Source organism: Stackebrandtia sp., assembly GCF_035643755.1.
Taxonomy (GTDB): domain Bacteria; phylum Actinomycetota; class Actinomycetes; order Mycobacteriales; family Micromonosporaceae; genus Stackebrandtia.
Genome location: NZ_DASQPW010000198.1, coordinates 17423 through 37515 on the forward strand (window position 1 = coordinate 17423; position 20093 = coordinate 37515).

Consider the following 20093-nt stretch of genomic DNA (forward strand, 5'->3'; position numbering starts at 1 on the left):
ACGGTCGCGAGGAGTCTGGACAGGTGTCCATGTATAATAGACATCTGTCTAAGAAGCTCGATGAAAGCGAAGACGCCGATGCACACACTCGCGAACATCCTGGTCGGCCTGGTGGCCCTGCTGCACATGTACTTCCTGGTCCTGGAGATGTTCCTGTGGGAGAGCGGGTCCGGCCGCAAGCTGTCGGGGTTCGACGCGGCCCTGGCGCGGGCCACCGTGCCGCTGGCCGCGAACCAGGGCCTGTACAACGGTTTCCTGGCGGCCGGACTCGTCTGGGGCCTGATCGCGGCGAATCCGATCGGCTACTCCGTCCAGGTGTTCTTCCTGATCTGCGTGATCGTCGCCGGGCTGTACGGCACCTTCACCGCCAACCGGCGCATCCTCGTCGCCCAGGCGCTGCCGGGCGCGCTGGCGCTGGCCGCCGTCATACTGGCCGGATGACCGCCGCGCCAGCCGATCCCCGCGCCGCCCGGACCCGGGCGAAGCTGCGCCGGGCCCTGTTGGACGAGTGCGATCAACGGCCGCTGGCGCAGGCCAGCGTCGCGGCCCTGGTGAGGCGGGCGGGCGTCGGCCGCGCCACCTTCTATCTGCACTACACCGACCTGGAGGCGCTGGCCGTCGACGCCTGCGCCGACGTCGTCCGCGATGCCGTGGACGCCCTGCACGCCTGGCGCGGCACGCCCGACCCCGCCGCGCCGCCGCCGGCCCTGCTGGACTTCTTCGACCGGCTCACCCCGCACGCCAACCTGTACCGGGAGCTCCTGAGCCGCGGCGGCGGTGGCCCGCTCGGGCATGTCCTGCACCGGGACCTGCGCGCCCGCAGCCACACCGAACGCACCCTGGCGGGAGCCCCGCAGCCCGAACTCGTCGCCTCGGCGGTGGCGGCCACCTTCACCGGGATCCTCGCCGACTGGCTGCACGGCGACATCGAAGCCACCCCCGCCGAGATCGCCCACCGTGTCTGGCACGTGCTCGTCACCCTGCACCGCACCCCGCCGCCCTGATGACTGAGCCTTGTGGACAATTGCGAAAATTACCGAAAGCCGCCGACAGACAACGCCGAGGGAGACACGCACATGCAACAGGTCAAGGGAGTCATCGCCCGCGCCAAGGGCGAACCGGTCGAGCTCGTCACCGTGAACGTCCCCAGCCCGGGGCCGGGAGAGGCCGTGGTGCGGGTGCGAACCTGCGGGGTGTGCCACACCGACCTGCACTACCGCGAAGGCGGCATCAACGACGAGTTCCCGTTCCTCCTGGGCCACGAGGCCGCGGGCGTCGTCGAGGAGGTCGGCCCGGACGTCACCGAAGTGGCGCCCGGCGACTTCGTGGTGCTGAACTGGCGTGCCGTATGCGGCCGGTGCCGCGCCTGCAGGCGCGGCGACCCGAAGTACTGCTTCAACACCCGCAACGCGACCCAGAAGATGACGCTGGAGGACGGCACCGTTCTTTCTCCCGCACTGGGCATCGGAGCGTTCGCGGACAAGACCCTCGTGGCCTCGGGACAGTGCACGAAGGTGGATCCCGAGGCGCGCGCGGCCGCGGTCGGGCTCCTGGGCTGTGGAGTCATGGCCGGCATCGGCGCGGCGATCAACACCGGCGGCGCGAGCCGCGGCACGTCGGTCGCGGTGATCGGTTGCGGCGGCGTGGGCATGGGCGCGATCGCGGGCGCGGTGCTGGCCGGAGCCAGCCCGATCATCGCCGTCGACATCGACCCGAACAAGCTGGAGGCGGCCACGACGATGGGCGCGACCCACGCCGTCGACTCCTCCACCACCGACCCTGTCGAAGCGATCAAGGAGATAGCCTCCGGCTACTACGAGGGCGCCGAGGGTGCCGATCTGGTCATCGAGGCGGTCGGCCGCCCCGAGACCTGGAAGCAGGGCTTCTACGCCCGGGACCTCGCGGGCACGCTGGTCATGGTCGGGGTTCCCACCCCCGACATGAAGGTTCCCGACCTGCCGCTGATCGACGTCTTCGGGCGTGGCGGCGCCCTGAAGTCGAGTTGGTACGGCGACTGCCTGCCCGAACGCGACTTCCCCATGCTCACCGACCTGTACCGGCAGGGCCGGCTCGACCTCGACGCGTTCGTCACCGAGGAGATCGGTATCAGGGATGTCGAGGCGGCGTTCGAGCGCATGCGCCGCGGAGACGTCCTGCGGTCGGTGGTGGTCCTGTGATGGCGGCCGGCGGGGTCCGCGTCGATCGCGGCGTCACTTCGGGCACCTTCACCCTCGACGGCGAGACCTTCGAGGTGGACAACAACGTCTGGGTGATCGGCGACGACGCCGAGTGTGTCGTCATCGACGCTCCCCACGATGTCGACGGCATCCTGGCCGTCGTGGGCGACCGCGAGATCAAGGCGATCATCTGCACGCACGCCCACGATGATCACGTCCGCGTCGCGCCGCGGCTGCGCGACCGAACCTCGGCCCCGATCCTCCTGCACCCGGACGACCGGCCACTGTGGGAGTTGAACCACGCGAATGCCCGGTGGGACGCCGATCTGGCCGACGGACAGGTCATCGAGGTGGCCGGTACGTCCCTCCACATCCTCCACACCCCGGGCCACGCGCCGGGGGCGGTGTGCGTGTATGTCCCCGACCTGGGCCGCGTCTTCAGCGGTGACACGCTGTTCAACGGCGGCCCCGGGGCCACCGGGCGCTCCTACTCCGACCGTTCCACTCTCGAGGACTCCATCCGCGCCAGGCTCTTCGCCCTGCCCGACGACACGATTGTCCACACCGGTCACGGCGACGACACCACGATCGCCGCGGAGCGCGCCAACCTGGCGGATGCCTCATAGACCATGAAACCGCGGTGGGAGTCAGGTGGCGCTCGCGGAATATCTACTGCGGACGTTCGTACGCCACGACGCGAGCGATGTGGCCTTCTGCCCTCGTCGTGACGTCCATTGTGTATAGCGCGTCATCGGTGGCTCGGGCGCCGACCGGCATCGCGTCGGATTCGGGTTTGGGCTTCGACGGGCATGGCGGAATGCCTTCTTCAGTTGGTTCGCCCGACTCCGCGCCACAGCGCACGAGGCGGCGGTCATAGTCGCCGGGTGTGTCGGGAAGGGACAGCTGCTTGCCCTTCAGCGAAAACCGATGATGTCCCTCGGCTCCGAACACCGTATCGGGGTCGACCGTGATCACCGTGTTCCCGATCGTGACACTCGGCGGGTTTCGCATCTCGTCGACCTGTGGCGTCTTCTTGGTCCACAGCCGCACGACCTCGTCTTCGGAGTCCCATGCGGACAGTTCGTCCGAGCGCCATCGCTCATCCCACGCGCCGTCTGGTTTGGACCCTTTTCCGTGGTGACCGGCGTCCCCGACACCGTTGACCACCACCACGACGACCACCCCGATCAGCGGTTCGGTCGAGTGTCGACGCCCGGGTCGTTCCCGCCGTGGCCGATGACTCGTCTCACGGCCAGCCCGCGCCCGGTACCTCGACCGGGACGGCGAGCACCTGGCCGCTGCCGGGCGTCACCATGTCGGGGTCGGTCATGCCGCGCCACTCGGCGGCCACGATGAACAGGGTGGCGCCGTCGGGACCGCCCATCGCGCAGGCGAAGCCGCCGCGATCCAGCTCGATGGTCTGGAGCACCTCACCGCCGTCCGCGACCCGCGCGCATACCCGATGGGGCACGTCGGCGTACCAGACCGCGCCGCTGGCGTCGGTGCAGATGCCGTCCGGGACGCCGTCGCCCAGGTCGGCGAACACCCGTCGATCGCTCAGGTCGCCGCGCGGGCCGATGGTGAAGGCGAGCAGTTGGTGGCGGTAGGAGTCGGCCACGATCAGCGTGGAGTTGTCGGCGGTGACCGCCATGCCGTTGGGGAAGGCCACATCGTCGGCGACCTGACGCACCGAGCCGTCCATCGTGGCCAGCCATACGGTTCCGGGCGCGACGTCCTCTCCCGCGATCGGATTGAAACCGGCACCGTTGACGTAGGCGTTGCCGCGACCGTCCACCACGATGTCGTTCCAGCCCGGCCTGCCGAGCTCGGCGTGTGTGCTCAGGGTGCCGTCGGCGTCTCTGCGCAGCAGCTTTCCTTCGGCGGACGAGACGATGACCATCTGCCCGTCGGGAAGCCACGCGGTGCACAGCGGAAGGTCGTCCACCCGCGCGTACACCTGGTTGGTGCCGTCGAGGCCGACGGCGATCACCTCGCCGGACGACCAGTCCGAGAAGTACAAACGGTCGCCATGCCAGCGCGGCGACTCCACCAGCCCTCGGCCGCTCAGCAGCGTGCGTGTTTCGTTCATGTCGATCACAATCCCTTCAACTCATCAACTACACGAACGACCTCGTCGCGAATCGACAATCTGCCGCTTCGGCTCGGTCGGGTTTGTTGCCTTAGCATGTGAGCATGAATGACGTCTCCTCCGCGCTGAGGGTCTTTCCGGGGTAGGTGACGGGGCCGCGGTGGAGTTTCGTGTGTTGGGTCCCATGGAGGTGCTCGCCGGCGGCGTGGGGCTGGAGGTAGGGCCGGCGTCACGGCGGGCGGTGTTGGCGGTGCTCGCGGCGGAGGCCGGGCGCGTCGTCTCCATGGGGCAGTTGGTCGATCGGTTGTGGGGTGGTGCGCCGCCCCGGCAGGCGCAGGGGAACGTCCACAGTTATGTGTCGCGGCTGCGGGGTGTGCTGGGGGCCGAGGCGATCGCGCGGCGGTCGGGCGGGTATCGGCTGGACGTCGATCCGTTGCGGGTGGACCTGCATCGGTTTCGGCACCTGGTGTTCAGGGCGCGGCGGGCCGACGAGGGGGAGGCGGCGGGGCTGTGGGACGAGGCACTGGAGCTGTGGCGGGGCGAGGCATTCGAGGGCCTGGACGTGTCGTGGCTGCACGCGTTGGGCGATCAGTTGGCGGTGGAGCGGCTGGGGGCCGAGCTGGATCGCAACGAGACGCGGTTGCGGCGGGGAGAGTTCACGGTGGTGTTGCCGGGCCTGGCGTCCCGGTGTCGTGAGTACCCTTTGGACGAGCGGTTCGGGGGGCAGTACATGCTCGCCCTGCATCAGGCGGGACGGTCGAAGGACGCGCTGGATCACTTCGCGCGGTTGCGTCGGCGGTTGATCGACGAGTTGGGGAACGAGCCGGGCGGGCGGCTGCGGGAACTCCACAAGGGAATCCTGGACGACGACGCCGCGCTTCGGCCGCCCGTGTCGGCGGCCGTCGCGGTGCCCCGGCAGCTGCCCGCCGATCCGGTGCGGTTCACCGGGCGCGATGCGGAGCTGGCGCTCCTGGACGACCTGCACCGTCGCGCGGAGCCCGTCTGGGCGCTGAACGGGCAGGGCGGGGTCGGCAAGACGTGGCTGGCGTTGCGTTGGGGGAACGACAATGCCCGCGAGTTTCCCGATGGGCAGCTGTATCTCAACCTGCGGGGGTTCGACCCGACCGAGGCGCCCGTACCCGCGGGGGACGCGCTGCGGCAGTTGTTGGAATCGCTTGGCGCCGAACCCGATGCGGTGGGCGGCGGGGTCGACGCGCAGGCCGCGACCTATCGGAGCCTGGTGTCGGGCAGGCGCATCCTGATCGTCCTGGACAACGCCAGGGACAGCGAGCAGGTCGCCCCGCTGCTTCCCGGCGGGTCGACGGCCACGACGATCGTGACCAGCCGCAACGCGCTGGCGGGGCTTTCGGTCCATCACGGCGCTATTCGCGTGGGGCTCGATCTGCTGGACGCATCGCGGGCGCGCGAACTGTTGTCGGCGCGGCTGGGCGGGGAGCGGACCGCGGCCGAGCCCGACGCGATCGATACCTTCATCGATCACTGTGGAGGGTTGCCGCTGGCGTTGAGCATCCTGGCCGCGCGCGCGGCCGCCCAGCCGGGCCTGGGCGAACTGGCCGCCGATCTGCGTTGCCGCGCAAGGGATCTGGACACCCTGGACGCCGGTGAGATCTCGGCCAGCCTGCGCGCGGTGCTCGACAGCTCCCGCAAACAGCTGCCGCCGGAGGCCGCGACCTGCCTGGCATTGCTGAGCCTGGCGCCGGGACCCGACTTCGCGGTGAACTGTGTCGCGAGCCTCGCGGGACTACCCGCCGAGAAGTCCCGGCTGGCCCTGACGGAGCTGGAGGCCAACAGCCTGATCCAGCAACACGCCGCGGGACGGTACGTGATTCACGACCTCACGAAGCAGTACGCCCGCGAATGCCTTGAGGCGCAGGGCTTCGACGGCGACCGATCGAGCGCCACGGCACGACTGATCGATTACTACCTGCACAGCGCCCTGGCCGCCGATCGGTGCCTGATGCCGACGCGCGATGCCATCTCGGTGGCCGCGCCGAGCCCGGGGGTCAGCAGCGAGGCGCCGTCGAGTCCCGAGCGGGCCTCCGCATGGTTCGCACGGGAACGCCAAGCGCTGCAACAGGTCGTGCGATGCGCGCTCGACGAGGGCCGCTACGCGTCGTGCTGGCAAATCGGGTGGGCGTTGACCAGTGACTTCCTGCCCCAGGGCCGCTGGATCGAACTGGCCGCGGCGCTGGCGGTCGGACTGGAAGCGGCGCGACGCCTGGGCGATCGGACGGCCGAACTGCGCCTGCGCGTCAATCTGGCGAAGACCCACGTGCTCACCAAGGACCACGAGCGGGCCCAGGCGCAGCTTCACGAGGCGCTTCGCGTCGCCGAGTCCATAGGGGATAAATGGGCCCAGGGCCACCTGTACCTGACGCTCGGACAGGCCGCGGATGCCCGCGAGGAGTACGCCGAAGCGCTCCCACTGGCGCGGAAGGCGCTGGAGAGGTTCCGCGAGATCGGCAGGAAGTCGGGCCAGGCCACCGCCCTCAATCTCATCGGATGGTTGTATTCGAACCTCGACCGCCACCGGGAGGCGCTCGCCCCGTGCCGAGAGGCCATCGAGCTCAGCCGCGAGTCCGAGTCCGTCGGGATGGAGGGGATGTCGTGGGACAGCCTGGGCTACGCCCACCAGCACCTCGGCGACCACGACGAGGCGATCAGGTGCTTCACCCGTGCGCTGGAACGATTCCGGGCGAGCAACGACGCGTTCTACGCCGCGCGGGCGCTCGTCAAACTCGGCGAATCGTATCGGCGGCTCGCCGACGTCGACGCCGCGCGCCGGTGCTGGGGCGAGGCGCTGGAGATCTTCAGCGAGCTCGGCCGACCCGACGCCGACGAGGTCCGCGCCAAGCTCCGCGGGCTCGGCACCGCCTGAACCTGGCTCGCCGATGGCCGTGTCGGCGGCGGATGTGGGCGAGTCGCAGGTGAGACATCGCGCGCGTATTGCTTTGGCGGGCATTGATTGGCACATTGGCGTGGTTCCCTCACTCAAGGGGTTCTCCACTGTGGATATATGGAGGAGTTCCCGCCCCCGAAAGGAATCGCATGAAATTGGACGCCATCGGCGATGGCACCACGTCGAAGAAGAGAAGGCGGAAACGGCACAAGGGTTTGACGCTCGGCATCGCCGGCTGTGTCGCCCTGGCGATCGGTGGGGGAGGAGCGTGGGCGGCTACGTCGTATCTCGGCACCGACGGCGTCGACCCGCAGTCACTGCTTCCCGAATCGACCGCCGCCTTCGCGACGCTGAACCTGGACGTCAGCAAGGAGCAGCAACGGCAGATGCTGGAGCTGGTCGCGAAGTTCCCCTCGGCCGCGACCGGCAGCGACGCGCCGCAGGAGGCCGTCACCCAGTTCCTCGACATGCTCGAAGAACACAATGGAGACATCGCCGACGGCAAGTTCTCCGACTGGGTCGGTCCCAGCGCCTCGGTCGCGATGTGGGAGCACAAGGGCGAGCCCTACGGCCTGGCCACGGTGTCCGTCCTCGATGAGGACGCCGCCGACGAGGGCCTGGCCGCGCTGAAGCAGGACGGCGGCGCCGACCAGGTGGGCTACGACATCGAGGACGGACACGCCACCATCGCCTTCGGCGAGAAGGGCGCGCAGGCGGCGGCGAAATCCGCGGCGGCCGAGGCGGAGAAGTCCCCGCTGTCGGCCTCGAGCCGGTACTCCAAGGCCAAGTCCTTCCTGGGCAAGGACCAGGTCCTGACCGCCTGGGCCGATCTCGACCAGTCGTACGACATCCTCGAGAAGAAGCTGCCCGACGACGCCGACACCAGTGGCCTGCCGGTGGATCTGCTCAAGGCGCTCAAGAACCACATGCACGGTCAGATCGCCCTCGGCGCCAAGGCCCGCGACTACGGCATCGAGGCGGTGTCGTCGACCTTCGGAGCCAAGGACGTCATCGAGGGCAAGACGGGCCTGATGGACAAGCTGTCGCAGATGCCGAAGTCGGACATCGCGGGGGCGCTCGCGCTGCCCGATGACCTCAAGGGAACGATCCTGGAGGAGCTGGCCAAGAGCGGCGTCACCGGTATCGGCGCGGGCCTGGACAACGCGGTCATGGACAAGATCTTCGACCTGGTGTCCGGCGCCAAGGGCGCGTTGAGCCTCAGCGGCGTCACGGGATCGTCGACGCCCTCGGGCAAGGCGATCATCGAGACCACCTCGGCCGACAAGGCGCAGACCCTGAAGGCCCTGGCGGATCTGGTCGGCCAGGGGACCCTGGAGACCAAGGTGGACGGAAAGACCCTCACCGGTAACACCGTGGGGTCCTCCGACAACGGCAAGATCACCGACAACGAGTATTACTCCGACGCCATGGGTGGCGCCACCAAGAAGCTCGATGGTGCCGCGTTCTTCGACGTGCAGAAGCTGTTGCAGACGGCGCCCGCCAATGTGAAACAGGCCCTGGCCGCCGTCAAGGCCGCCGGCGTCAAGATCGGCACCAAGAATGGCGAGTACGTCGGCAACTACCGACTGATCATCGCCTGACGCACATCATCCGATGACGATCGGTGGGGACGGCGGCCGCGTGGGCCGCCGTCCCCGCTTTCGCTTGGCACGCAACGTCAGCGGCCGTAATGATGGCGATAGTTGTTGATGAGCGTGAATGCCTCGATCACTTCCGCTGGGGCGTCCGTCGGCGGACGTTCGTCGGTGGTGATGGGCGCGCCGGCGTCGCCGCGACGGACACGGCCGAACCGGGCCTTGGGATGCAACTGGTACACCGCGATGGGTTGGGGCCCTGCCAGGTGCGAATGATCCACTGTCGCCAGGAGCGTTCCACGTCGATTCGCGTGATGCTGCCCCAGGACAGGTCGTGGCGTTTGAAGGCCGCGATGATGCTGAGGCGGCGCGGCTCGATGACGGTGCCGTTGCGCAGCTGGAAGAGCGCGATGACGATGAGCAGGAACAACGCCAGCGCGGGGCGCAGGAGGTAGAGCGCCGAATGTTTGGCGATCGCCATGGGAGTGGAGATCGCCGTCAGGATGACGACGAAGACGACGCCGCCCAGCACCGCGCGCTTCCAGTACCGCCAGTCGCGAATGTGGTGGCAGTCGGTGGGCGGTTCGGGGGTGAGGGTGTACGACGGCACGAGCGCGGGCGTCGGCATCGACGGCGCGGGTTCGGGGGTGGTTCGGGGTCGGGCAGAGGCATCTGATGCATTTAGAGTCCTGAATGTTGAGCGTCCCGTGTCCCAGCAAGGCTGGGAGATTCAGGTTGGCATCGTGGGCGGCCCCGGCGAATCCCCTATGCGTGCCAAGCGTCCCACCCGGCGTTCGGGTCGGCGCGTAGAGTTGCGTATGGACGAATCGGCTGGGGAGAGCGAACGTGGGATCGGATGACGAAGAACCACCAGTCCACAATGAGGTGTCGGGTTCGGTTGGGGGAGATGTCTTTCAGGGCCAGAATCTGTATTTCCTCGACCGCCGTCCTCCCGTCTCACGGCCGACGAAGCCACAGGGTCTGCCCGCGGCGCCGTTGATCTTCAAGAACCGCGTCGACGAGCTGCGAGGGTTGACGACGTACCTGACTTCGGACGAACCCAGCGCGAAGGTGGCGGTGCTCAGCGGGCGAAGCGGCACGGGCGGAAGTTCCCTGGCGGTGCAATGGGGACACGCCTACGGTGAGGGTCTGTACCCCGACGGCGTCCTGTACACCGACCTTCGAAAGGATCGCGCCAACGGTGGCGCGGCGGTGGCCGACGTTTTGGGCAAGTTCCTCAACGCGTGCGGTTGTGAGGTGCCGAAGGAGACCGAGTCTCGGCGCGAGCGCTACCTGTCGTACCTGGCGGGCAAGCGGATGCTCGTGGTACTCGATCACGTCGAGAACGAAGCCGAGGTGCTGACCCTGCGGCCGTCGTCGGCGGGGAGCGGGTTGATCGTCACGACCCACCAACGGGACACCTACGTCACGGGGCAGCGCGACATCCCGTTGGAGCCCCTGAGCACCGATGCCGCGTTCGACATCGTCTCCGAATTGGTCGAACCCGATCGCCTGGAAAGAGAGCGCACCGAGGTCGGCGGGCTCATCGAGCTGTGCGACCACATGCCCAGACTCCTGTGCCTCGCGGTCGATCGGATGCGGCGCAACAGAAACATGACCGCGGCCAAGGTCACCGCATGGCTGCGCTCCGAGCTGAACCGTCGCGGCACCTCGCGCGATCGGCGATCGGTACTCGACATCGTCGCGGGCGACGCGTACAAGACGCTGTCGGCCGAGGCGGCGCGGGTGTACCGACTCCTGGGACACCACCCAGGCGACGACGTGGCCGAGGAGGCGATCCTCGCGCTGGTGGACACGGCCGACGTCGACGGGTCCGACGTGATCATGGAGCTGGTCGACCGTCATCTGCTGGACCCGCACACCGATGACCGCTATCGGTTGCCCCGATTGATCAGGGCCCACGCCCGATCGATCATCATTGATGGCCAGGACACCGAGGCCGACGCGCTGAAGGTGTGGAGCGACTGGTACATCGGCTGTGCTCAGGCCGCCGACGCCGCGTTCATTCACGACCGAAATCGGGTGTTCCCGCCCGAGGCCTCCGCGCCCAGGACCTTCGCGGACGACGGCCAGGCCAGGGACTGGTTCGCCGACGAGGGCACGAATCTGCTCGCCCTGCAACGCCAGCTGTTCGACTATGGATGGTTCCGCCCCGCCATGCGGCTGGGCGAGGCACTGTGGGTGCACTACATCGGAACCCTGTTCCTCGCGGACTGGCTCGAATCGAGTCAGCTGTCCGTCGACGCGGCCATGGCGGCGAACGATCGCGTCGCCGAGGTGCGCTTTCGCACCTTCCTTTCCCGAGCGCTCATGGAGAACGCGCGCAACGCCCCCGACCCGGGCGCGATGTACGCCAGGGCCGAAGACGAGCTGAACGGGGCCATCGCCGTGCCGTTCGCCGATGGCATCGGAGCCGATGTGCACGCGTCGGCGGTTGAACACAAGGGACGCCTGTACCAGTATCAAGGACGGTTTCTCGAAGCGATCGAGCGCTACACGCACGCCCTGGAGCTGTTCGCTCAGCGCGTCTCCGACGCGAGTGCCCCCGATCGGGAACGACGCGCGAATCGGCGCGGCGTCGGCCTTCAGTACATGTTCATCGGTACGACCTATCTGGACGCGAAGAACTACGCGGCCGCCGCGGAAAACCTGCGCGCCGCCGAGTCACGCCTGATTGAGGTCAGCCACTTCCGTGACGTCGCCAAGGTCCAAACCAATCTCGGCAAGGCGTATCGGCTCATGGGCAAGTGGTATGAGGCCCACGAGGTCGTCACCAAGGCGGTCAACGCCCTGGAGGGCGAGAAGTGGTTCCGCATCGAGGCCGACGCCCTGTGGGAGCTGTCCCTGGTCGCGCGAGGACGTGAACTCGCCTACCTGGAGCGCAGGTGTCTCGAACGGTTGCGGGAGCTGTACTTCGCGAGCCATCATCGACGTCTCGCCGAGGTGGATGAACGGTTGGCCGGCCTGTCAGGCTCCTAGGCGGCCGAATCGCACCGAGGTGCCGTGTCCTGGACACTCCACGGTGGCCTCGCCCTCGATGGGTCTGCCTTCCCGGGTCAGCGCCAGGTACGCCGACGCCACGACGGCGGCCACGTCGGCGTCGGCGGGCCGATCGGCGACCGCGCGAATCTCACTCCCGTCCTGCACCCGCACCGCCACCCCGCCCGACGCCAGTGCCTTCACCGCGACGCGGCACCCAGGAAACCGTCTGAGCAGGTCGGCCAGCTCCAAGCCCTCGTTCACCGCGACCAACGCATTGGCGGTTTGTGCGCGTCGCGGGTCGGAGTCGTCGCTGCGCACCACCAGGTGTCGCCCCTGCCTCGTGGGGGTGATCGCGGCGGGGTACCGCGTCAGCACCACCCGATTGTCGGCGACGGCGGCGTCCACCAGGTACGCCGTGGGTTCCACCCGATCGGGCCGCGGACTGTCCAGCGACAGGAACGCGGGGCTCGCGGGCTCCCCCAGGTCCATGAGCTCGTACATTGTGGATCGAAACGCCGCGGACGCGTCGATATCCCGCTCGATCGAGGCGTCGATGATCGCCGAGACCGTCTCCGGTTGGGGCTTCGCGATCAGCGCCTCCACCTGCGCCCGAATCGATCGCTCCTCATCGATGTGGGGCAGCGCTTCGATGAGCGCGGTCATCGGGCTGTCGGCGGGGCAGTCGTGCGGCTCGTCGGTGGCGATGGCCACGGGAACCAGGTCCGCCGCATAGAACGTCGTCGATCCATGGTCGCCGACAACGGCGTCCGCCGCGATCACGAACGGCTGCCAGCTCGTCTCGGGCGGGATCAGGATCAGGCCCGCGTCAACCGCCGACCTCAGTATCCGCTCCAGCTCCCGATGTCCGTCCCTGACAGTGACGTTGTGGTGGAACGTCGCCGCGACCCGATATTCGTCCACGGGCAGCTCGGCCACCAGCCGTTTGATCAGGTCGAGCGATCGCGCGGCCAACGACCTCGGCCCCCAGGTCGACGAGACCACGACCAGCCGCTGGCCGGGCTTCAGGCCGATGCTGGACCGATAGGTGTCGCGCAGCGGAAGGTGCGCGCGAAGCTGCTGCGCGATCGGGTCCCCCGCGATCACGGCGTTATCGACGGCGGGTTCGCAATGGCGGCGTATCCGATCCATCGAGTCGCGTCCTGGCAGGAGCAATCGGGACGTGATGACAGAACCGTCGCGCAGCAACTGTTCGGGGGTCAGCTCGAATACCCGCTCGCCGTCGGACGCGGCGGGCGGGCGTTTGTGGTGTCCCGCCCCGTGCGGGAACACCACCACGGGCCCGTTCAGCTCGGCCAGGCAAGCGTTGGCGCCGCCCGAAAGAACGAGGTCGAAAGTGGAGTGCTTGGCGGCCTCCCATGGCAGCAGGCGAATCCGCTCGGAGGTGAGGAGCTGCTCGACGCCGTACGCGTAGCGCGAATCGGGGCCGACCGTGACGCGGAGGTTGATCCGAGCGTCGTCGTCGAACAGCTTGATGACTTCCAGGGCCCGAAACGCCGACGCCCCGTTGCGCGCCACCACGAGGACCGACCGCTGGGATCCGAGCGTAACTTTGCCCTCGGGGCTCACCGTCACGCCGACCCTCCACTGGCACGTCGACAGTTCAGCCGTTCACGCCGTTGGCCGTTGGCCGTTGGCCGTTGGCCGTTGGCCGTTGGCCGTTGGCCGTTGGCCGTTGGCCGTTGGCCGTTGGCCGTTGGCCGTTGGCCGTTGGCCCCCCATTCTACCACAGTGGACTCCGGGCGGCGCGGAGGGTGGATGCGCTCACTCGAACCCGTCTGTGGCCTGGACACCCCGACACCCTAACCGGTCATCGGGCAGGTCGATCGGGTTGATCCCGACGGTCGGCGCGGCTGTGCCGTCAGGCGGCCGCGACCCGCAGCAGCACAACGGAATGCGCGCCCACTGTCAATCGCACCGCGTCGCCGTCGAACTTTCGTCGTGACTGTGTGATCGCGACGGCGTCGGTGTCGGCGTCGCTGTTGTAGCTGTCGAACGACCTCCCCGCCACCGCGAACACGTCGGCGGTACCAGCGTGGGACAGCCCCGTCAGCTTCACGGTGGTTTCGATGTCGGTCTTGGCCGAGCGGTTGACGACCATCACGTAACCCGTGCCGTCCTTGGCGACCGTCGCCGTGGCGGCCAGCGCCCGATACGACGACCCCAGATCGGTGTGACGGGTCGTGATCTCGACGTTGTCACTGATGGAATTCCCGACGACCGCGCCCCCACCGTGGACCATGTCGCGAACCTGTTGGCGCGCCACGGCATCCGCCGAGTACACGTAGCCAGGGGTGCCGCCGAACACCGAACGCGACACACCGGGCTTGTCGCTCATCAGGTCGTTGCACACCACCCATGCCAGACCCAGGTTGGCGTAATGGGCCCACTGGGAAGCCATGTAGACCACATGCGACATCGTGTACGCGTAGTGGGGGTACACCTTCTCCTCGTGGTCGCCGAACCACAGGGCGCCGCATTCGGTGACGGCGACGAAGGCGCCCTTCTTGGCGTGCTTGTCGACCTGGGCCTTGAGCTCGGTGACGGCCTGGACCGCGGCCCGCTCGCCGAGCAGGTGAAGGTCGTGGCCCGCCGCCTTGCTGGGGAACTGGTCGATCTTGAGGTCCCTGACGAAGTTGGTGTACGGGTGGATGGACACCCCGTCGTACTTGTGCGCCACGCCGTTGTCGGCCATGAACTGGGGGAACGTCGGCTTGCCCCGCAGCTTGCCGCGCGACACGGGCGTCCAGGTCGCCACCACCTCGATCGACGGATCGACCTTCTTCATTGCGTCGTAGTAGTCGACGAAGCCGTCGTGCGGGCCCGAGTCGTAGTCCGCGGTGATCTTCGATCCCTTGGGCGGGATGGCGCCGTGGTGCCCGTCGCCGAAGGCGATGGTGCCCGTGGCGTGGGTGAGGGCGTAGACGCGGTCGTGGGCTCCCGCCGCCGACAGCTTCGCGACGGCCTTCCACGCGTGGCCGTCGACGTGGATCGTGTGGCTGTGCGGCACGACGGGCGGGTACCACACGGTGAAGGTCTGGTGGGCGCTTCCGTCGCTGAGACAGGCCGAGCGGCGCTGGTCGTACGGCGTGCCGACGGGCTGCGCGTGCTGCCGCTGCTTTCCGCCGAAGACGTACTGGTGCAGCGCGGTGGGGTCGTCGGGGCTGAGCCAGTACCGCTCGCCGCCTAGGTGCAGCTCGTTGCCGATCTCCCAGCGGCGCACGCCGTACGGCTCGGGGTGGCCGTTGGCGGCGCGCAGGTCGCCCCATCTGGTTCCGGTGGGCGCGTTCATGTAGGCGACCCAGTCGGCGATCTCGGACGCCGACGAGCTGGCGAAGTTCGCCATGATCTGGGGCTCGGCGCCGAGCTCGTCCATGACCGTCATGAACTCGTCGGGACCGAAGCGGCTGTCCTGCGGTTCGCGAGTGGACTGCCCGTTCACCTGGCGGCGCCGCTCGTCCCGCGGGCCGATGGCGTGCTTCCAGCGGAACAGGTTCGCCGAGGTGCCCCCGGGGTAGCGGATCAGCCCGATGCCGGTGCGGCGCAGCTTGTCCATCACCGCCGTGTTGGGCGCGTCGTGTTCGGAGTCCCACAGGCCGCGCTCGTCGTCGTACCACTTGTTGGCGTTGACCCCGGTCAATCCCGAGCTGACCGGGGCCAGGCGGTGGCCGGCGTCGACGGTGATCACCGGCTTGGAGTCCGAAGTGGATGCCCCGGCCGCGCTCCAGGCCACGGTGACCCCCGCTCCGCCGGCGGCTGCCAGCAGGCCCGCGCGCAGCAGGGCGCGTCGCCTCATGGGATTGCTTCGCATGAACCTCGCCTCGTCGTCGAATCGGACGGTGGGCCTCCACGGTGGGACAGCGCGGTTCGCCGCCGGTTAGCGTGGTGTTCGGATCGTGTAAGACATCGCGGCGGCGGCCATGGCACCATCGTGGGAACGTATGGAAGGGGAGGACATGGGCGATTCGCCCACCCATCGCGGGCTCGTCCTGGTGGTGGAGGACGAACAGGCCATCGCCGACCTCGTGCGGATGTACCTGCGCCGCGACGGGTTCGGCGTCCAGGTGGAGACCAACGGCGACCGGGCCCTGGAGGCCGTCGCCGCGCTCAAGCCGGTGGCGGTGGTGCTCGACATCGGGATCGCCGGGCGCAACGGCATCGAGGTGTGCCAGTCGATGCGGGCCGCGGGCGACTGGACACCGGTGCTCTTCGTGACCGCCCGCGACGACGAGGTGGATCGCCTGCTGGGCCTGGAGATCGGGGCCGACGACTACATCACCAAGCCCTTCAGCCCCCGTGAGCTGGCGGCCCGGGTGCGCACCGTGGTCCGGCGGGCGATGGGGCCGCGCCCCGAGGGCCGCACGCTCGACATCGGCGGGGTGCGGGTCGATGTGGACAAGCGCCGGGTGTGGGCGGGCGGCGCGGAGGTCACCCTGACCCACACCGAGTTCGACCTGTTGACGCACCTGATGCGCCACCCCGGCCAGGTGCTGGCCCGCGAGCAGCTGCTGTCCGAGGTGTGGGGGTACGCCGCGGCCACGGGCACCCGCACCGTCGACGTCCACATCGCCCAGTTGCGGGGGAAACTGGGCGATGACAGTCCGATTCGGACGATTCGCGGGGTCGGCTACTCGGCGGAGGCGCCGTGAGCGCCCGGCGCCGCACCCGGCTGGTCACCCGGATCACCCTGCTGGGGGTGCTGGTGGCGGTGATGGCGGTGGTGGTGGCCGGGTTCGTCGGGTACCGGCTGGTGACCGAGACGGGAAAGTCCATCACGCGCGAGACGCTGTCCAATCAGGCCGACGTCCTGGCCACGCAGTTGGGTCCCGCCGCGTTCGACAAGCCCATGCTGCATTCCATCAAGGCCGTGAAGGTGTTGCAGGGCCAGGGGATCACCATCGTCGTGCATCGGCCCGGCGGCCGCCACACCAGCCTCGACGACCGCGCGGCCCGCGCCGCCCGAAGCGCCAAGATGGACGCCGCCGTACCCGGGCATCCCGTGTCGCGAACGGTGACCGTCGACGGCGTCGACTACCTGGTCGAGGCGCGCGGCGTGACCTACAAGGTGGGGTTCGCGCTGGTCAAACCGGTCGCGGTCCCCAACTCGATCGGCGGCGACATGCTGCGGGACTTCCTGATCGCCCTGGCTGTCGGCCTCGGGGTGGCCATCGTGGCCGGCGTGCTGCTGGCGCGGGTGCTGTCGCGGCCGCTGCGCGACACCGCCGTCGTGGCGGCGGCCATCGGACGCGGGCGCCGCGACCTGCGCGCCCCGATCGGGGGAGCCGCCGAGGTGGCCGACGTCGCCACCTCGGTGAACGACCTCGCCGAGGCGTTGCGGCACAGCGAATCCCGGCAACGCGACTTCCTGCTGTCGGTGTCGCACGAGCTGCGCACTCCGCTGACGGCGATCAAGGGATTCGCCGAGGCCCTGGACGACGGGGTGGTCGCCCGCGACGACGCCGCCCGGATCGGCGGCATCATCACCGACGAGTCCGTCCGCCTGGAACGCCTCGTCGACGACCTGCTCGACCTGGCCCGCACCGGCGCCGACGAGTTCCATGTGGACTCCGCCGACATCGACCTGGTGTCTTTGGTGAACGACGGCGCCGCCGTGTGGCGCGACCGCTGCGCCCGCCGCGGCCTGGAATTTCGCGCCGCGACCCCGCCGCACCCCGTCGTCGTGCGCGCCGATCCCCGGCGGCTGCGCCAGGTGATCGACATCCTCGCCGACAACGCCGTGCGCGTCTCGCCCGAGGGCGCCGCGGTGGTGCTGAGCCTGTCCGACGACGACGCCGTCGCCCGCCTCGAGGTGCGCGACGGTGGCCCCGGCCTGTCCGACGCCGACTACCCGGTGGCGTTTCAGCGCGGCGTCCTCCACGCCCGTTACGGCGGCGAACGATCGGGCGCCTCGGGCATCGGGCTGGCGCTGGCCCACGCGCTGGTGACCAAGATGGACGGCGGACTGTCGGTGGGCCCCGCCCCGGAAGGCGGGGCCTCCTTCGCCATCACGCTGCGGTCACGAATGCGGTAGGTGCGCGGCGTCCCAACAGGAGGGATGCCCGTGCTTTCCGCACGAGGCCAAGGCGCTCAACGCCTTGTCGAGCCCGGGACCGTGCGGGTCGTCGGGTTGGTTGTTCTCCTCGTGCGGGTCGGAGGCGAGATCGTAATACTCCAGCGTGGATACGCCCCGATAGTGGACGAGGAGCTGATCGGCCGTACGTAGCGCGTCGTAGGTCGGCGGCGTGGCGTTTCCCCGGTCGTTGTCGGGGTCGTCGGCGCGATGCTTCGGATCGGGCTTGTAGTGCTCGACCAGCGCCGCGTCCCTCCAGTCGTCCGGATGTTCGCCGTTGATCAGACCGAGCATGCTGCGGCCGTCCCGGTTGGTCGGCCCGGCGTCGTCCCCATTGGCCATGTCGACCAGGGTGGGGTAGATGTCGACGTTCTGGACGATCTGGTCGACCGACAGCGACTTGTTCCCGCCCGAGGAGGGCCGAGCGACGATGAACGGCACCCGGATGTCGGTGTCGTACGGGGATTCCTTGCCCCGCAACAGCCGGTGCTGTCCGAGGTGGAATCCGTTGTCCGATCCGAACATGATGTAGGTGTTGTCCCGTTCGGAGTCGGAGAGGCTGCCGATCACCTTGTGCACCATCTCGTCCAGGGACTGCGCCATTCTCACCCGGTTGCGGAAGTCGTCGCGCACCGCCTGGACCTCCTGGCCCGTCAGCGGTTCGTCGCGCACCCAACTGGGCTTGTCGCCGGTGTCCTCGTCGAACGCCGGCTGTTTCGCCTCGTCCAGATCCGCGCAGTCGGCCTTCCCGCAGTCGCCGTCGGGATGGCGCTTGCTGGGTCTGTCGCGCGGAGCGGGCGGGAATCGCGGACCCTTCCCCTTCACCTTGCTGTGGGTGGAAAACGGCGCCACCTGAAGGAAGAACGACTTGTCGGAGCCCTGGGATCGCTTGACGAACTTCGCGGCGCGATCCCCCAGAAGGTCCACAAGGTATCTGCCGTTTCCGTCGCCGATCGACTTGGACTTGCCGGCGACGTAATGGCTCAGCTTGTACCTGCTCTCGGTGTATCCGCCGCCGTTGGCGACATCCCACTCGTCCCAGCCCGGCGGCACCTTGTAGTCCTTGGTCATCGGATACTCGTTGAGATACTTGCCGAAGTACCCGGTGCGGTAGTCGCCGGTGTCGTGAATGGCCTTGGCGTAGGTGTCGTCCTCCTGGTCCTTGAAGTACGGATAACCGCCGTGGTCGGCCTTGGTGTTGGACAACACCCCGTCGTTGTGGGGGTACTTGCCGGTGAACATCGACGCCCGCGACGGGCAGCACAGCGAATTGTCCACATAGTAGTCATTGAACGTGGTGCCGCCATCGGCCAACCCGCTGACCGTCTTCATGTACGGCAACAGATCCGCCGACAGGTCGTCGGCGAGGAAATAGATGATGTTCGGTTTCTGGCCGTCGACGGTGCCGTTGGCGCTCGACCACACCACCGCGCCGGTCACCGCCGCCAGCACCACGACCACCGCGGTGACGATCACCGCGATCAGGCTCTTTCCCAGCCGCATCGCATGCCCTTTCGTCCCATTGAAGGTTCGGATGAACCCCACGGTGAACGACACGGGTTCGCGCGCGATGCGCGAAATGTTCGGATCGTGTAAAGATGGCCGCGAGGCTACGGCTCCGATCACACGGCGACGGGAGAGCGGCCATGACGCCACCGAGCATTGTCCTGGTGGGCCTGATGGGCACCGGCAAGACCACCACCGCGCGGCTGCTGTCGCGGACCCTGCGGCTGCCCATGACCGACAGCGACGCCTACCTGCGCGAACACTACGACGCCAGCGCCGCCCACATCGTGGACAGCGAGGGCACGGCCGTGCTGCACGAGCACGAGGTCGACCACGTCATCGGGGCGCTGACCCAGCCCCGGCAGGTGATCGCGGCGGCCGCCAGCGTGGTCGAGAACCCCAGGGCCCGGAAGGCGCTGGCCGCCGCCTTCGTGGTGTGGCTGGACGCCCCCGACGACGTGCTGGACGATCGCGTTCGGTCGGCGCGGCACCGCCCGAAGTTCGACTCGGCGACGCTGCGGCGGCGGCGCGAACCGTACCTCCGCGAGGTGGCGGACCTGCGCGTGGAGGTCGTCGACACCTCACCCGAGGAGGTGGTGCGGCAGATCGTCGACGCGGTGTCGGCTTTGGCGGTAAAGTCGGCCGCGGACGGCGGCGCGGGGCACGGATCGGCCGCCGGGACTGGGCATGAGTCCACCTGATGCGGGAAGGGTCG

The 20093-nt window shown here is 68.7% G+C and carries 16 protein-coding genes; 10 read left to right on the plus strand and 6 right to left on the minus strand.

Features of this window, described 5'->3' with window-relative positions:
- Positions 1 to 78: 78 nt before the first annotated feature.
- The 4 genes from VE172_RS15110 to VE172_RS15125 all read left to right on the plus strand — a co-directional run bounded on the left by VE172_RS15110 (position 79) and on the right by VE172_RS15125 (position 2803).
- Positions 79 to 441, plus strand: coding sequence for a DUF1304 domain-containing protein (locus VE172_RS15110; protein WP_324802754.1), 363 nt, complete (start codon positions 79 to 81; stop codon positions 439 to 441).
- Positions 438 to 1004 (plus strand): TetR/AcrR family transcriptional regulator, encoded by a 567-nt coding sequence (locus VE172_RS15115; RefSeq protein WP_324802755.1) that lies wholly within the window; start codon positions 438 to 440, stop codon positions 1002 to 1004. Before VE172_RS15110 ends, VE172_RS15115 begins: the two co-directional genes overlap by 4 nt.
- 72 nt (positions 1005 to 1076) lie before the next feature.
- Positions 1077 to 2177: an S-(hydroxymethyl)mycothiol dehydrogenase gene (locus VE172_RS15120; RefSeq protein ID WP_324802756.1), complete on the plus strand. Its 1101-nt coding sequence runs from the start codon at positions 1077 to 1079 to the stop codon at positions 2175 to 2177.
- Positions 2177 to 2803 carry an MBL fold metallo-hydrolase gene (locus VE172_RS15125; RefSeq protein ID WP_324802757.1) on the plus strand — a complete coding sequence of 209 codons (627 nt, stop codon included), beginning with the start codon at positions 2177 to 2179 and terminating at the stop codon, positions 2801 to 2803. Before VE172_RS15120 ends, VE172_RS15125 begins: the two co-directional genes overlap by 1 nt.
- A 43-nt stretch (positions 2804 to 2846) precedes the next feature.
- Here VE172_RS15125 and VE172_RS15130 read toward each other — a convergent pair whose 3' ends face one another.
- Together VE172_RS15130 and VE172_RS15135 are read right to left on the minus strand one after the other, a co-directional pair.
- Positions 2847 to 3350 (minus strand): hypothetical protein, encoded by a 504-nt coding sequence (locus tag VE172_RS15130; protein ID WP_324802758.1) that lies wholly within the window; start codon positions 3348 to 3350, stop codon positions 2847 to 2849.
- A 73-nt stretch (positions 3351 to 3423) separates the two neighbouring features.
- A complete protein-coding gene (locus VE172_RS15135; RefSeq protein WP_324802759.1) occupies positions 3424 to 4266 on the minus strand; it encodes an SMP-30/gluconolactonase/LRE family protein in 843 nt (280 codons plus the stop codon).
- A gap of 172 nt (positions 4267 to 4438) precedes the next feature.
- Between VE172_RS15135 and VE172_RS15140 the strand changes: the two genes are divergently transcribed.
- Together VE172_RS15140 and VE172_RS15145 are read left to right on the plus strand one after the other, a co-directional pair.
- Positions 4439 to 7165, plus strand: coding sequence for an AfsR/SARP family transcriptional regulator (locus tag VE172_RS15140; protein WP_324802760.1), 2727 nt, complete (start codon positions 4439 to 4441; stop codon positions 7163 to 7165).
- A 170-nt stretch (positions 7166 to 7335) separates the two neighbouring features.
- On the plus strand, positions 7336 to 8787 hold the full coding sequence (locus VE172_RS15145; protein ID WP_324802761.1) for a hypothetical protein: 1452 nt from the start codon (positions 7336 to 7338) through the stop codon (positions 8785 to 8787).
- A 127-nt stretch (positions 8788 to 8914) separates the two neighbouring features.
- On the opposite strand, the gene VE172_RS15150 is transcribed toward VE172_RS15145, so the two are convergent.
- Positions 8915 to 9391: a hypothetical protein gene (locus VE172_RS15150; protein ID WP_324802762.1), complete on the minus strand. Its 477-nt coding sequence runs from the start codon at positions 9389 to 9391 to the stop codon at positions 8915 to 8917.
- Between the two features lie 386 nt (positions 9392 to 9777).
- Between VE172_RS15150 and VE172_RS15155 the strand changes: the two genes are divergently transcribed.
- The gene (locus tag VE172_RS15155; protein WP_324802763.1) at positions 9778 to 11781 is read left to right on the plus strand and encodes an NB-ARC domain-containing protein; all 2004 of its coding nucleotides are present in this window, start codon (positions 9778 to 9780) and stop codon (positions 11779 to 11781) included.
- On the opposite strand, the gene VE172_RS15160 is transcribed toward VE172_RS15155, so the two are convergent.
- Positions 11770 to 13377, minus strand: coding sequence for a hypothetical protein (locus VE172_RS15160; protein WP_324802764.1), 1608 nt, complete (start codon positions 13375 to 13377; stop codon positions 11770 to 11772). The two genes, VE172_RS15155 and VE172_RS15160, sit on opposite strands and share 12 nt — an antisense overlap.
- A 286-nt stretch (positions 13378 to 13663) precedes the next feature.
- Positions 13664 to 15613, minus strand: a complete 1950-nt coding sequence (locus VE172_RS15165) for a hypothetical protein (RefSeq protein ID WP_324802765.1) — start codon at positions 15611 to 15613, stop codon at positions 13664 to 13666.
- A gap of 145 nt (positions 15614 to 15758) precedes the next feature.
- Between VE172_RS15165 and VE172_RS15170 the strand changes: the two genes are divergently transcribed.
- Both VE172_RS15170 and VE172_RS15175 read left to right on the plus strand, forming a co-directional pair.
- On the plus strand, positions 15759 to 16451 hold the full coding sequence (locus VE172_RS15170; protein WP_324802766.1) for a response regulator transcription factor: 693 nt from the start codon (positions 15759 to 15761) through the stop codon (positions 16449 to 16451).
- Positions 16448 to 17833 (plus strand): sensor histidine kinase, encoded by a 1386-nt coding sequence (locus VE172_RS15175; protein ID WP_324802767.1) that lies wholly within the window; start codon positions 16448 to 16450, stop codon positions 17831 to 17833. The genes VE172_RS15170 and VE172_RS15175 overlap by 4 nt, the downstream gene beginning before the upstream one ends.
- Here VE172_RS15175 and VE172_RS15180 read toward each other — a convergent pair.
- Positions 17819 to 19375 (minus strand): sulfatase family protein, encoded by a 1557-nt coding sequence (locus tag VE172_RS15180; protein ID WP_324802768.1) that lies wholly within the window; start codon positions 19373 to 19375, stop codon positions 17819 to 17821. The two genes, VE172_RS15175 and VE172_RS15180, sit on opposite strands and share 15 nt — an antisense overlap.
- Positions 19376 to 19518: 143 nt before the next feature.
- On the opposite strand from VE172_RS15180, the gene VE172_RS15185 reads away from it, so the two are divergent.
- A complete protein-coding gene (locus VE172_RS15185; protein WP_324802769.1) occupies positions 19519 to 20079 on the plus strand; it encodes a shikimate kinase in 561 nt (186 codons plus the stop codon).
- Positions 20080 to 20093 lie beyond the last annotated feature (14 nt).

Coding starts and splice junctions, on each gene's coding strand:
- VE172_RS15135 (WP_324802759.1), bottom strand. CDS start 4,266: ATGAACGAAACACGCACGCTGCTGAGCGGCCGAGGGCTGGTGGAGTCG.
- VE172_RS15165 (WP_324802765.1), bottom strand. CDS start 15,613: ATGCGAAGCAATCCCATGAGGCGACGCGCCCTGCTGCGCGCGGGCCTG.
- VE172_RS15110 (WP_324802754.1), top strand. CDS start 79: ATGCACACACTCGCGAACATCCTGGTCGGCCTGGTGGCCCTGCTGCAC.
- VE172_RS15120 (WP_324802756.1), top strand. CDS start 1,077: ATGCAACAGGTCAAGGGAGTCATCGCCCGCGCCAAGGGCGAACCGGTC.
- VE172_RS15115 (WP_324802755.1), top strand. CDS start 438: ATGACCGCCGCGCCAGCCGATCCCCGCGCCGCCCGGACCCGGGCGAAG.
- VE172_RS15145 (WP_324802761.1), top strand. CDS start 7,336: ATGAAATTGGACGCCATCGGCGATGGCACCACGTCGAAGAAGAGAAGG.
- VE172_RS15125 (WP_324802757.1), top strand. CDS start 2,177: ATGGCGGCCGGCGGGGTCCGCGTCGATCGCGGCGTCACTTCGGGCACC.
- VE172_RS15170 (WP_324802766.1), top strand. CDS start 15,759: ATGGGCGATTCGCCCACCCATCGCGGGCTCGTCCTGGTGGTGGAGGAC.
- VE172_RS15185 (WP_324802769.1), top strand. CDS start 19,519: ATGACGCCACCGAGCATTGTCCTGGTGGGCCTGATGGGCACCGGCAAG.
- VE172_RS15180 (WP_324802768.1), bottom strand. CDS start 19,375: ATGCGGCTGGGAAAGAGCCTGATCGCGGTGATCGTCACCGCGGTGGTC.